At 46.7% G+C, this 12947-nt stretch carries 10 protein-coding genes and 2 tRNA genes; 4 read left to right on the top strand and 8 right to left on the bottom strand.

The features are described 5' to 3' along the window. Nucleotides 1-47: 47 nt before the first annotated feature. Both MESINF_RS09210 and MESINF_RS09205 read right to left on the bottom strand, forming a co-directional pair. The gene (locus tag MESINF_RS09210) at nt 48-1238 is read right to left on the bottom strand and encodes a sugar ABC transporter substrate-binding protein (RefSeq protein ID WP_169699542.1); all 1191 of its coding nucleotides are present in this window, start codon (nt 1236-1238) and stop codon (nt 48-50) included. 211 nt (nt 1239-1449) lie between these two features. Then, complete coding sequence (locus MESINF_RS09205; protein ID WP_169699541.1) at nt 1450-2844, bottom strand: pyruvate carboxylase subunit B; 1395 nt, start codon at nt 2842-2844, stop codon at nt 1450-1452. 48 nt (nt 2845-2892) lie between these two features. Between MESINF_RS09205 and mnmG the strand changes: the two genes are divergently transcribed. Further along, nucleotides 2893-4773: a tRNA uridine-5-carboxymethylaminomethyl(34) synthesis enzyme MnmG gene (gene mnmG / locus MESINF_RS09200; protein WP_169699540.1), complete on the top strand. Its 1881-nt coding sequence runs from the start codon at nt 2893-2895 to the stop codon at nt 4771-4773. Nucleotides 4774-4791: 18 nt separating this feature from the next. Here mnmG and MESINF_RS09195 read toward each other — a convergent pair whose 3' ends face one another. Then, complete coding sequence (locus MESINF_RS09195) at nt 4792-4965, bottom strand: hypothetical protein (protein WP_169699539.1); 174 nt, start codon at nt 4963-4965, stop codon at nt 4792-4794. A gap of 62 nt (nt 4966-5027) precedes the next feature. Here MESINF_RS09195 and MESINF_RS09190 point away from each other — a divergent pair. Then, a tRNA-Ile gene (locus tag MESINF_RS09190) sits at nt 5028-5105 on the top strand. A gap of 131 nt (nt 5106-5236) precedes the next feature. On the opposite strand, the gene MESINF_RS09185 is transcribed toward MESINF_RS09190, so the two are convergent. Both MESINF_RS09185 and MESINF_RS09180 read right to left on the bottom strand, forming a co-directional pair. Continuing rightward, nucleotides 5237-6673 (bottom strand): amidohydrolase, encoded by a 1437-nt coding sequence (locus tag MESINF_RS09185; protein WP_169699538.1) that lies wholly within the window; start codon nt 6671-6673, stop codon nt 5237-5239. After that, nucleotides 6670-7527: a pseudouridine-5'-phosphate glycosidase gene (locus tag MESINF_RS09180; RefSeq protein ID WP_169699537.1), complete on the bottom strand. Its 858-nt coding sequence runs from the start codon at nt 7525-7527 to the stop codon at nt 6670-6672. The genes MESINF_RS09185 and MESINF_RS09180 overlap by 4 nt, the downstream gene beginning before the upstream one ends. Before the next feature lie 120 nt (nt 7528-7647). Here MESINF_RS09180 and MESINF_RS09175 point away from each other — a divergent pair. Together MESINF_RS09175 and MESINF_RS09170 are read left to right on the top strand one after the other, a co-directional pair. Then, nucleotides 7648-7722 (top strand) — tRNA-Arg (locus MESINF_RS09175). A 192-nt stretch (nt 7723-7914) separates the two neighbouring features. Continuing rightward, nucleotides 7915-9168, top strand: a complete 1254-nt coding sequence (locus MESINF_RS09170) for a Glu/Leu/Phe/Val family dehydrogenase (protein WP_169699536.1) — start codon at nt 7915-7917, stop codon at nt 9166-9168. 45 nt (nt 9169-9213) lie between these two features. On the opposite strand, the gene MESINF_RS09165 is transcribed toward MESINF_RS09170, so the two are convergent. The 3 genes from MESINF_RS09165 to MESINF_RS09155 are packed head-to-tail and all read right to left on the bottom strand — an operon-like array spanning nt 9214 to nt 12860. Then, nucleotides 9214-9789, bottom strand: coding sequence for a metallophosphoesterase family protein (locus tag MESINF_RS09165; RefSeq protein ID WP_231936701.1), 576 nt, complete (start codon nt 9787-9789; stop codon nt 9214-9216). A gap of 38 nt (nt 9790-9827) precedes the next feature. Beyond that, a complete protein-coding gene (locus tag MESINF_RS09160; protein WP_169699534.1) occupies nt 9828-10445 on the bottom strand; it encodes a hypothetical protein in 618 nt (205 codons plus the stop codon). Between the two features lie 3 nt (nt 10446-10448). Then, a complete protein-coding gene (locus MESINF_RS09155; RefSeq protein WP_169699533.1) occupies nt 10449-12860 on the bottom strand; it encodes an efflux RND transporter permease subunit in 2412 nt (803 codons plus the stop codon). Between the last annotated feature and the right edge of the window lie 87 nt (nt 12861-12947).

Below are 12947 nucleotides of genomic sequence, written 5' to 3'. Positions count from 1 at the left end.
CCCCGCGCTCAGCCTAACCGTGTTTAGAGATGTGATAAAAAACGGAATCAATTGCCTATAGTAGTCTTTATCTTTTGAACCGCTGCACTCAATGCGTTTTCAACTGTGTCCTGGCCATTGATTATAAGGCCAAGCGCATCACCCATGGCTCCCCAGACACTTGCCATTTCCGGAACGTTCGGCATTGGAGTACCGACAGAAGCACTCTTGGAGAACTGAAGAACATCGTAAAGTTCCGGACCGGCGCCAGCTTCAATGAATGCAAATACGTCTGCTCTGGCCGTTCCCCTTCTCTCTCCAAGGAACATACCGTATTGCCCTTCGTAGCTACCGATGTAATTGACCACGAATTCTGTCGCTTCGAGTTTGTTCGAAGATTTGGCGTTTATCATGAACCCTTGAACCCCGACGAACGGTCTCGGCGTGGTGCCATCGTTGAAAGTGATTTCGCTGAAGGGAATTATCGCATAGTCGATCCCGGCGTCTCTGTAGCTCGGTGTAGCCCAAATACCGTTGATAATAAAGGCCGCTAGTCCATCCTTGAACAGAGAATCCATGAGATTATAGTTCGGTCCTCCGGGGATGAGTCCCTTGTCGAACCAGGACTTAATCAGATTACCGCCGGCGATCGCACCCTGGTTGCTAAGGCCGATATCTTTGACATCCAGCCCGGCAGAAGTTTCCTTGAATATATATCCGCCCCTTCCCAGTATGAATGGGGCAGAGAAGTAGAAGTCTCCTGCAGTGTAGATAAAGCCGACCACTTCGTCATCGCTGGCTTCAAGGGCGAGCTGTTCTAGTTCTGTCAGTGTTTTGGGTACGTCGAAAACCAGGTCTTTGTTGTAAATAATCCCTATAGCTTCGATGGTATATGGTACTCCGTAAAGCTTCCCGCCATAATTGAAAGCCTCAAGAGCCACCTCATAATACTGTTCTTTGTCTGGAAGGAAGGGAATCGGTTCGATAAGACCGTTGATGGCCAGTTCTCCCACCCAGTCGTGGGCACCGACGATTATGTCCGGCCCCTCTCCGGCTGGAGCGGCCGTCAGAAACTTCGACTTGATGTCACCAAAATTCACCTGCTGTATCTCGACTTGAATACCGTAGTCGCTTTCAAAATCTGCAGCAAGCTTTTGAAGCGCAGGTATCTGATTTTCCGAAGACCAAATGACTAGTTTTGCACTGACAAAGGACAAAACTACCAGCATAATGATAAAAATTGCCGTGAGTTTTCTCATTCTTTATAACCTCCTTTGTTGTTATTGGCGTATCGCCTTACAAAAATTCTACCAGAAATCCAGTCTTCTAATTATTAATGTTCACACTGTGGCAGTGAGAAAAAAACTTACCCATGGACAATTAAAGGCGTATAAGTAAAAAACTCTCTATGTTTTCTCTTCAGTGGAAAATCGGGTATGGTTCATCGTGATTTGCCTTCAAAACCGTACTTTAAACTGGATAGACCGTCATACCGTCCTGAAAGTCTCTGGCAATATCGAAGTCTATTCTCAGGTTTTCCCTGTACTTCTCGTAAAGATACTTCTTTCCTACCTCGCCAAGAAGGAGATATATCAATAGATCCTCGTCGTTCCTGGCGAGTAAACCCAGTTCTTTCCTGCCCTTCTCCACTTCCGGTTCTATCGCGTCGCCCGGTCTGAAAGAGATGGGCTCGCCATCTCCGAGAACTCTTTTCTTCAAATGGTCGGAGATATCTGCGGGTGGCTTGCCATAAAATCCCTTGATATATTTCTCGACCTCTTTGGTTATCATCTTGTACCTCTCGCCTGTGATAACGTTGAGAACGGCCTGAACTCCAACGATTTGCGAGGTTGGGGTAACCAGTGGTGGATAGCCGAGTTCTTCCCTGACTCGCGGAACCTCCTCAAGAACTTCGGGAAGTCTTTCCTGCATGTTTTGAGCTTTCAGCTGATTAATCAGGTTCGAATACATCCCTCCAGGGATCTGGTTTTCAAGAACGGAAGTGTTGATGGTGAATCCGGTGTCGGTACCTTTATGGTTCCTCCTCACTTTTTCGAAGTAATCGTTTATCTCTTCCAGTAATCTGTAATCGGGCTTGTCTGCCAAACCGATATCTGCAAGAGCCGTCCAGAGACTCTCAACACCGGGTTGCGAGGTGCCGAAGGCCATAGAGGAAGTTGCCGTGTCGAGATAGTCTGCTCCGGCCTCAGCACTCTTCAGGTAGGTCATATCGGCTAGCCCGGTAGTGAAATGGGAATGCACTTCGAGGGGGATGGTATGTCTCTTCTTTATCACAGACACGAGTTCGTATGCCGTACCGGGTTTTAGAAGGCCCGCCATATCCTTTATACACAGTGAATCGGCACCGAACTCGATAGCTCTGTCGGAGAGCTCGACGAAATATTCGATGCTATGTACCGGGCTCGTGGTATAGGACATGGCTATCTGGAGATGCATACCGTATTTTTTGATGGCCTGAACCGACTTTTCTAGGTTTCTAAAGTCATTCAGTGCATCGAAGACTCTGACTATATTTATGCCATGCCTGGACATCGTTTCGACGAATAAATCGACTACATCGTCCGCGTAGTTCCTGTATCCGAGAAGGTTTTGTCCCCTGAGAAGCATCTGGAGTTGTGTGTTCTTGAACTCGCCCTTCAATGCGTCAAGTCTCTCCCAGGGATTCTCGTTCAAATATCTCACGCAGGAATCGAAGGTCGCACCCCCCCAAACTTCGACGGCGTGGTAACCCACTTTATCGACCAGGGCAGCCACATCTCTGAGCTCCCTCGTCGTAACCCTTGTAGCCAGTAACGATTGATGCGCATCTCGCATCGTAGTATCAACGAAACAGACTTTTCTCAAATCGATGCCCCCTCTCTGTGTACAATACTATGATAGAGGAGTGATGTTATGTGTTCAAATAAAAGAGATTACGAATTTGACATAGTTGTCATCGGAGCCGGCCACGCAGGTATTGAGGCGGCACTTTCCAGCTCCCGTATGGGTCTGAGAACACTGGTTCTGAACATCAATCTCGACACGGTCGGGTGGGCTCCCTGCAATCCTGCAATAGGTGGTCCCGCAAAGGGTATAGTCGTTAGAGAAATAGACGCCCTAGGTGGAGAGATGGCCAAAACAACCGACGAAACATCTTTGAATATAAGAGTGCTTAATACAAGTAAGGGCGCAGCCGTGAGAGCCTTGAGGGCGCAAATAGATAAGTACGAATACAGTAAAATCATGAAGAGAAAACTGGAAGAACAGAAGAATTTATCGCTCCAAAGCGGTATAGTAACGGACATTGAAGTTGAGAACGGCCGGACTGTCGCAGTATCGACGCACTTTGGTCTTAGATATTCAGCCAAAGCCGTGATTATCACCACCGGAACCTTTTTAGGGGGGAAGATTTTCATAGGCCCCAGGGAGTTTCCAGCTGGAAGACTCGGGGAGTTCCCCGCGACAGAATTATCACGTTCGCTTATAAGGCTGGGATTCGATGTAAGACGTTTCAAAACCGGTACTCCTGCGCGGATCGCTGGTAGATCCATAGACTTCGAAAAGATGGAACGTCAGGACACGTCAAACTCTCCACTAGCCTTTTCACATTTCAGCGAACCATTCGTTCTCGAAAGCAATCACCCTTGCTGGCTAACTAGAACCAACACCAGGACACATGAAATAATCAAAAGAGACCTCCACTTCTCTCCACTTTATGGAGATGTGAAGCTCATAAACTCGCGTGGACCGCGTTATTGTCCATCGATAGAGGACAAAGTCATAAAATTCTCCTCAAAAGACAGCCATCAACTCTTTATCGAACCCGAGAGCGCCTCAAGCAACGAGTTTTATCTGAACGGTCTGTCTACGAGTTTGCCTTATGAAACACAACTGGAGATGATCAGAACCATTTCCGGTCTTGAAAGGGCCGAGATTGTCAGACCGGCCTATGCCGTAGAATACGATTACATTGATCCGATGCAACTGTATCCTACACTTGAAAGCAAAAATGTCGAGAACCTCTACTTCGCCGGTCAGGTTAACGGAACGAGCGGCTACGAAGAGGCGGCAGGTCAGGGACTTCTGGCAGGGATAAACGCCTCTGCAAAGCTCCTAGGTCTCCAACAACTTGTCCTGGGGCGGTCAGAGGCTTACATCGGCGTCATGATAGACGACCTCGTCACAAGGGGAGTGGATGAACCTTACAGGCTGCTCACCTCCAGAGCCGAGTACAGACTCTTGCTGAGACACGACAACGCCAGTTTCAGATTGGTCGAGTACGGATATAGATACGGTCTGATACCGAAATGGTTCTTCGAAAAAGTCCGTAAATTGAAGGAGGAAGTCGCCAATCAGATCGACAGATTATCGAGAATATCTCTAAAGCCTTCCGGAAAGCTAAACGATCTTCTTGTCAAAGCAGGGAGTACTGCGATTGAAACAACCGTAAAGTTCATTTCACTTCTGAGGAGATCCGGTATCGGATACGGCGATCTCGTGGAATTCGACCCCCAACCGCTTAAAAATCAAGATCTGATCGAACAAGTAAATATAGAAACCAGTTACGGTGGGTACATTGAAAGGTTGAAAGAAGAGATCAACAGGCTGGATGAGCTGGAAAACGAATACATTCCGAGAACTCTGAACTACGATGAGGTGGCCAATCTCTCGACCGAAGGAAGGGAAAAGCTCAAAAAAACTACTCCGGAATCTCTAGCACAGGCTATGAGAATACCCGGTATCACTCCTTCAGATATAATGAACCTCTCGTTTCATCTGAAGATGAAGAAATGAAAAAAGATCTATTTTTGATCATTTTGAAAGAAACAATTGCAGGGTTTTCTCAAGATCTCTATGTTCAATAGACTTTCCATCTTTGAGAAGAGCGAATGCTGCCTTTATGACAAGGATTCTGGGATACCTGATTGTCATTTCTTGAACGGGATCAATAGATGTCTGAAGTCCTGCAAGACTGCTATCAAGCATATGATCATCTCCTGAACCCCTTGACATAAGCCAAGAGGGATATTATAATCAATTCTGTGTTCGGGCTCGTAGCTCAGTTTGGTTAGAGCTTCCGGCTCATAACCGGGCGGTCGGTGGTTCGACTCCACCCGAGCCCACCAGAGGGCGGCATTAAGCCGCCTTTTTTCATTATAATTCTAGCAGTTTCATCGGGATTATTCAAGATAGTTTTCTTTAATTTAACTTTAACGCAACTCTGAAGAGACCACCTCGGATCCAATTTTGTGTAAAATTACCGGCTTTCGGTTCGGTAAACTATTTTTCCATCCACGAAAGTTATTTCCGATTCCGCCTCTCCCACGCCATCAAGAAGATTCACTGAAGAAACAAAGAGATCGGCCTCTTCGCCGGGGAGAAGAGAGCCCCTTTCCTCCATGTTCGCAAGGCAGTAACCGGCCTTTGTGTACATTTTCAGCGCATCTCTTCTTTGAAAGAACCTGTCGGCCGATACCAGGTTCGGCAGTATTGAGGGACTTTCGACGGGTGAATCGGTGGAAAGGGCCATCCGGATTCCCACGTCCCTCATTTGTTTGAAAGGGTAGGCATCTCTCATGCGTTCCTCTCCGAAACGATCGGGAGCGATATGGGCATCTGAATCGAAGAAAACCGGCTGAATCGATGCCGTTAGTCCCAGGTCGGCGATTCTGCGGATCTGTTCGGGGGATGCGATCTGTACATGAATCAGCCTGTGCTTCAATTCATGGGCTCTCGAACCGTGAAATGCCTTTAAAGCTTCTTCCAGCGACTTATCGCCGATAACATGAACACATAGTTGAAACGCTTTGCGGTCGGCCCTTTCGACTATTCTTTTCAGAGTTTCGCAATCCATGTATAGGACACCCGTTTCTCGTGGCGAATCGGAATAAGGCTCTTTCATGGCAGCTGTCCTTGCTCCGAGAGATCCGTCCATATATATCTTTGCGGCGATCACTTTGAAAAAACTCGTTTCTCCATCTTTGGCTATATCTAACATTGAAAGCTGGTCGGAGTTCTCCACTGCGATCTTTTCGAATACCCTGATGTTGCTTATTCTACTTAAACTCTCGACCAGCGTCTCGAGTTTCAAACCATGAAAATCGTCGCTGTGAACACAGGTAACTCCATACTTCAGGAATTCAGTACTTCCTATGCGTATGGCTTCCTCGACCTCTTCTGGAGTTAACTTCACGATCGAGTTCAACCTTTCGAGCGCCCTTTCTTTGATCACACCATTCTCTATATCGGTTTCATCAAGACCATCCAGCGTTTCGAGAGAGAAACGATCTATGGCTGCCGAATTTACAGTGGCCACATGACCGCACCTCCTTATGAGAATGGCTGGCTGCGATGTGATCCTGTCGAGAATCCTGCGCTCCGGTAAAAAGCCCAAAGTCTCCTGATCCCAGCCTCTGCCTCTGATTAACGGACCTTCTTCCTTCAGCCATGAGCGGAGCTCCTCCATCGATCTGCAATTTCGCAGATCTACTACCATCTTCTCCAGTCCTGTCCCGATAAGGTGAGCATGAGAGTCAACGAATCCCGGATATATGAACTTGCCGGAAAGATCCATAGTCAGGGCTTCCGGACCGACTCTATCTGAGATTCTACCGTCGGTTATGTACAGATCCCTATGGCTAAACTCACCTAGATCGACAGAAAAGACCCTTGAATTCTTCAGTACATAATTCATACGGTCCACACTGGAGAGGCCGCTATCTTTCCGCCGAGAGCGGCGTTGTTTATCAGAAGGGATATATTTGCCCGGAGAGTTTTTCCATCAGAAAGAGAGCTGATTTTGCTCAAAAGATATGGGGTCAAAGCCTTGCCGCCTATACCATCTTCTCTTGCAGAGAGTACGGCTTGCTCGACAAGAAGGTTTATTTCATCAAAGTCTATTGCCGACTCTTCCGGTATCGGATTGGCAACCAGAATTCCACCCTTTATTCCCAGCCGCCTCTTATCCTTCAAAACTTCTACCACTTCTTCGGGTGAATCTACCCGTAGATTGAGCCTGTACTGGCTATCTCTACAATGGAAAAGCGGAAAGTAATCGGTCCTGTATCCCAGTACCGTCACCTGAAACGTCTCGAGAAACTCCAAGGTCTTTTGAACATCTAGAATATTCTTGACGCCGGCCGATACAACTATGATGTCGTTTCTGGAGAGTTCGATGATATCCTGCGAAACATCCCAGTCGATATCTCTATGCACACCACCTATTCCTCCAGTGGAGAAGACGGAAATACCATGAAGTCTTGCCAGAAACATCGTCGCGCTGACTGTCGTTGCGGCATTTCTCTTGAGTGCCGTAGCGTAAGCAATCTCGGCCGTTCCGACCTTCATCACGTCGCTCGCCTTCGCGAACGAAAGGATCTCTTCTTTTTGAAGACCGATCCTGACCTCTCCATCGATGATACCTATAGTTTTTGGTAAACCTCCATTCTCTATCACTACTCTTTCCATTTCGAATGCGGTGTCAACATTCTCGGGAAAGGGAAGCCCGTGAGCGATAACCGTAGATTCAAGAGCCACAATTCTTTCCAATTATATCCACCTCTCTCCGGATCAATCGAATACATTCGATCAAGCTAGACCGACACTTTTCAATTGTAGCAGAGAAGCTGTTGAAAAGGCTTGAACGTGATGCTATAATCTGCACGTTACGCCCCTATAGTTCAACGGATAGAACGGCGGATTCCTAATCCGCAAATGAAGGTTCGATTCCTTCTGGGGGTACCAGAGCGAGGTTTTCTCCTCGCTTTTTTTTGATAGTTGCTAGCATAGAGAAAACTCGCCTTGAAAAGAACACATAGGAGTCTTTAATTGACTTTAAGCGTCTCCTTTTGACCGTACGTGGATTTGTGAAGCTCTGAATATAATCATAAAATTCAAATGGTATGACACCAAAAACAAGGAGTAGGAGGTATTTTCGTGGCCGAGATAAGTTTGTTTGAAAATGCATTGAAGCAGTTTAACAAAGCTGCGGATGTAATGAATCTGAGCAACAGCATGAGGCAGGTTCTCACTTCAACGAAGAGAGAACTCACGGTGAATTTCCCGGTGAGAATGGATGACGGCGAAATAAAAGTGTTCACCGGTCATAGAGTTCAACACAACGTTGCCAGAGGCCCGGCGAAGGGCGGAATTAGGTACCATCAAAACGTTACCCTGGATGAAGTAAAAGCGCTGGCTTTCTGGATGACCTGGAAATGTGCCGTAGTTGGTATCCCTTACGGCGGAGGTAAAGGTGGAGTCTGTGTAAATCCTCAAGAACTCTCTATGGGCGAACTGGAAAGACTTTCTAGACGCTTCTTCTCAGAAATACAGATAATCATAGGAGAGAACGAGGATATTCCCGCACCGGACGTCAACACAAACGCGCAGATAATGTCCTGGTACATGGATACTTATTCGATGAACGTTGGCCACTCCGTTCTCGGTATAGTCACCGGTAAGCCACTGGAAATTGGCGGTTCGAAGGGAAGATCTGAAGCCACAGGAAGAGGAGTCAGAGTCATCGCCGAAGAGGCAGCCAAGTACAAGGGTATGGATCCAAAAAGCGCCACAGTAGCGGTTCAGGGCTTCGGAAACGTCGGTTCTTTTGCGGCGAAATTGATAAGCGAAGAGATAGGCTCAAAAGTGGTTGCCCTTAGCGACGTTTCCGGTGGTCTGTACAATCCGGCTGGTTTCGATATCGACGAAGTAATTGCCTACAGAGACCAGAACAAGGGTGTAATCGAGGGTTATCCAAAGGGCCAGAAAATCAGCAACAACGATCTGTTGGCTCTAGATGTCGATATTCTAGTTCCCGCGGCGCTCGAAAACGCCATAACGGCGAATAATGCAGGCGACATCAAGGCCAAAATAATAGTCGAGGGAGCCAACGGACCGATAACGCCAGAAGCGGACGAAATAATACTCTCCAAGAACATCTTTATCGTTCCGGACTTCCTTGCAAACGCCGGTGGAGTCACTGTCTCCTACTTCGAATGGGTCCAGGGTCTGCAGCATTATTTCTGGGATATCGAAGACGTGAGAAGGGCTCTCCACAAGATCATGAAAGAAGCCTTCAACTCCGTAGCCTCGACGGCGAACAAGTACAACATCGATATGAGATCGGCAGCCTATGTAGATGCTATAGAGAAGGTTGCACTCGCGACCAAATTGAGAGGCATCTATCCCTGATATACCGATCATCTTGAAACGGGCGGAAGATCTTCCGCCCGTTTTTCATTTCTCACACACCCAGTGTCTGTCTTCGATCCTGTACGCCGTAAGGTAACCTCCATAGACACAGCCGGTGTCTATGCCTATTTTGCTTTTTTCGATCAACGGCCCGCCAAATTGTGGTGTATGTCCGAAGATTACCGTCTTACCCTTGATCGGGTTGTGACTGCTTAGAAAAGGTTCTCTAATCCATAACAAGTCTCGTTCTTCTTGCTCTTCGAGTGGTATCCCCGGCCTGACACCGGCATGGACAAAAACGAACCTTTTTATCGTGTGGCCGTAAACAGTTCTATTGAGAAAATCGATGTGATTGTCGGGAACGGCCCCCAAACTCCCGTAACTCATAACGGTTCTCTCCATACCGTTGTATGCCCAGATCATTGCACCTGGCTCGCGGTTCAGATAATCAAGAAACATCTGTTCATGATTACCTCTTAAGAAGTGACATTCGTATCTTTCCGAAAGAGCTATCAGATAATCGATAACACCTTTTGAATCGGGCCCTCTGTCAACGTAGTCACCGATAAAAACGAAAACATCGGAACTCTTTGCCTCCAGAGACCGTACAAGTCTTCTCAAAACATCGAGACAACCATGTATGTCTCCTACAGCATAGGTCAACCCAGCATGCTCCTCATCAGCAGTTGCCAGAGGAATGAAAGTCCGATACCGGCTACGGGACTTATCAACCATTCGATTTTTCTATCTTTCGAGAAAACCACTCTGAAGGCTAACGCAGCACCGATAGCTATCAGAGTCCACTCCCAGTGTCCTGCGAGAACGAATATGAATATGGACATACGTTCGGCTATCCCTATGGAATCGGTCGCATTTTCCGCCAAAATCCTCCCTCTCAGAAAATACGTGACCCCAACAGTAGTGGCAAGCATTCCCAAAAGATACCAAGAAAACTCAATGGTTACAAAGGACTTGCTCAGATAACTCTTGCCGAGAAGCGTAAAAAAAAGAAAGATGAAGAAGGCAATTATCTCTATCAAATGGTTGGAGAGCTTCTTCCTTCCCATGTCCAGAGTTACCGTAACGCCGATAGAGAGTATGAGCAACAGAATGCCAAGGGGATTGGAAAGGAATACATCGAAAGTGAAGGCTAGAAAGACCAGAATCACCCAGATGAAATGTGTCCAAAGCTTCTTGTCGTCCATTTTCGAAAGTTTGGTGTTGTTCACAAAAGCATGATCAACAACGTAATACGCGACCAAAAGATGCAAAGGCATATCTTAACCTCCATTTCGTTCTTTGCTGTTCCATGGTAGCACGGGAACTAGAAAAGTTGCAACAACAAGTGACATAAGAACACCCGAAGCCAGGCTGAGTCCGAAATTTCTCAGCAGTTTACCCTCCGCGAAGGCAAAGGAAAAAAAGGCAAACATCGTTGTTACGGATGACATAGTTATGGATTTCAGCGTTCTGGCTAGCTCGTTTTCGTTTCTCTTTCCCGAACTGTGGACCACATATACCAGCGCATCGACCCCTATACCTATTATGAGCGGTGCCGAGATTACCGTTATGAAAGTCGTCTCGATACCTGAAATCTCCATCAGCCCGAACATCGTCATAAGGATGCCTATCATCAAGGCAAAGAGTTTCAATCCATCGAACAGGTTCTTCCTTTCGATGGTCACTATTATAAAAACGACTACAAAAGCAAAGAGTGAGACCGGGATCGATATCTTTCGTACGACATCCATCAGGTAATAGAATACTTTCGGGTAACCACCGGCGGCTTCTCTGAGCTCTTCGCCAACACTGTCGAAAAGGATTTTTATCACGTTGTTTCTGTAGATTATGGATGTAGGCTCAGCGTTGATAACGAAATATCTCCGTCCTTGCCCATCTTCGTACAGGACCCTTTCCTTGAGACTATCGGGTATGACCTCCGATATTAAATCGATGAGTTCGTCGGAGCTTTTCACGCTTTCGGCCCTGTCGAGAAGTTCAATCATGAAATCGTAGTACTGAGCTTTTTTGAGCAGGGCCTCCACAAGTGGCGAGTTACGCATCGAATTTATCTGTCTCGTGATCGATTGTATCCTGTTCACCTGATTCTGACTTCCATCTTCCAGAATCGAGAGTATGGAGAAGACGCTCCTTATATTCGGATTGTTATTGAGGCTTTCATGAGCACGCCTTAACGATTCAACGTCGCCGACCATGAATGGAACCGAGTTCAGGATACTTCCTCCGAAAGTTCTTTCTATCAGCGCCGGAACGGCTATTTGTTCGGAATCGGTGGCCATCAGTCCCGGTGGAGTATAAGAAAAATTGGTTATGCTTATATAACCGAGATAACTTAGAGAAAGTATAAGTACGAAGACAATACCGCCTGAAACTACACCGAATTTTCTTATCAACCTTGCCAGCCATGAAAAAAATCGATCAAGAAGATGGATGTTCGCCGATCTGCCAAGATTCATGACGGTCTTTATACTCAGTGCAGGTAAAAACGTTATCATGACGATAAAAAATATGACTATTCCGAAGGAAGTAAGTATTCCGAGTTCCCTTACTGCCGGGGAATCGATTAAAGCAAGAATCACGAAAACGGCTGCCGTTGTTAGCATACTCGCCATCAAAGGCTTCAAAAGAGACCCGTAAGTCTCCCTTAAGAGCCTCTGCGCATTTCTCTCCTTCTTTGCGCCGTCGGAAAGTCTTGTTACCATATGAATTCCGTAATCGATACCGAGACCAAGAGTTATGGAGGTTACAAATGAGGTAATTATATTGAGCGACCCAAAAATCAAATGAGCCGCTCCTAGGGTTATGAACATCGAAACCGCCAACGACAAGAATACGAATAAAGTGATCTTAAGGCTAGAGTAGGCGAGCAGAAAGAGCAAAGATATTCCAGTCAAAGAGATCACGGTTGTTAGCATGAAATCGTCAGTTGCCTGCCTGTGAGAATCGTAAGTGCCGAAATGATCGCCGGCCATACCATAGGTAAGACCGTACGGCTCGAGCTTCTCGCTTATCCATTTCCGGAGGGACGGGATTACACGGGCCACATATGCCACATCTGACGAGGGGCCGTCGAGTTTGAAACCCATGACCAGGACCATCGGGTCTTTCTGAGGGATACTGTCCGGGAGCCTGATGAAATTTTCAAAGCGCTCCGCGCTTTCATCTCCTTTCATTATTTCTTTGAAATCATCGAATCCCGCCAGCATTTCACCGATGTTGTGTATGGCCGAAAAGTCATAATTAACGAGTCTCTGCACGTTTCTGACCATATCTTGATTAGAACTGCTCAGAGATTCAAGTTCGGAGGAGTCCACGAGTACAAAGCCGAGCGGTCCGAGATCCGAGATTACGTCAAACCTTACGAAAGCTTCTATACTGGTGAATTGATCGGCACTGTCAAAAATTTCTCGTGCGGCGGCTACCAGGTTGTCGATACCCCGGGGAGACTTGTCGTCACTTTTGATAACGATATAAGTCACATCTCTCGAAGAGTTTCCCTCTATGAAACTCTCATATTGCCTTATGACTGGATCGTTTTCGGGAAGTATTTTCATCAGATCGGAATCGATACTGAGCTTGGAAGAGAGAAAAGCTCCAAAAATTCCCAGAATTCCGAAAAAGACTATCACAGCCGCCCGATGTCGAATTATGAACTCACTGAGTCTGTCCACTTTATCACCACTCATAATCGTTATGGCCGAATTCTCTTATATACTATCGTAAATACGCTTCGGAGTATAGTGGCTTTATCTATACGC

The sequence above is a fragment of the Mesotoga infera genome, from assembly GCF_900157305.1.
Lineage (GTDB): Bacteria > Thermotogota > Thermotogae > Petrotogales > Kosmotogaceae > Mesotoga > Mesotoga infera.
This window is presented reverse-complemented; position numbering and strand designations above follow the sequence as displayed.

Bases quoted from the DNA above. Each gene is read 5' to 3' on its own strand.
- MESINF_RS09195 (WP_169699539.1), bottom strand. From the start codon at position 4,965: ATGCTTGATAGCAGTCTTGCAGGACTTCAGACATCTATTGATCCCGTT.
- mnmG (WP_169699540.1), top strand. From the start codon at position 2,893: ATGTGTTCAAATAAAAGAGATTACGAATTTGACATAGTTGTCATCGGA.
- MESINF_RS09160 (WP_169699534.1), bottom strand. From the start codon at position 10,445: ATGCCTTTGCATCTTTTGGTCGCGTATTACGTTGTTGATCATGCTTTT.
- MESINF_RS09185 (WP_169699538.1), bottom strand. From the start codon at position 6,673: ATGAATTATGTACTGAAGAATTCAAGGGTCTTTTCTGTCGATCTAGGT.
- MESINF_RS09210 (WP_169699542.1), bottom strand. From the start codon at position 1,238: ATGAGAAAACTCACGGCAATTTTTATCATTATGCTGGTAGTTTTGTCC.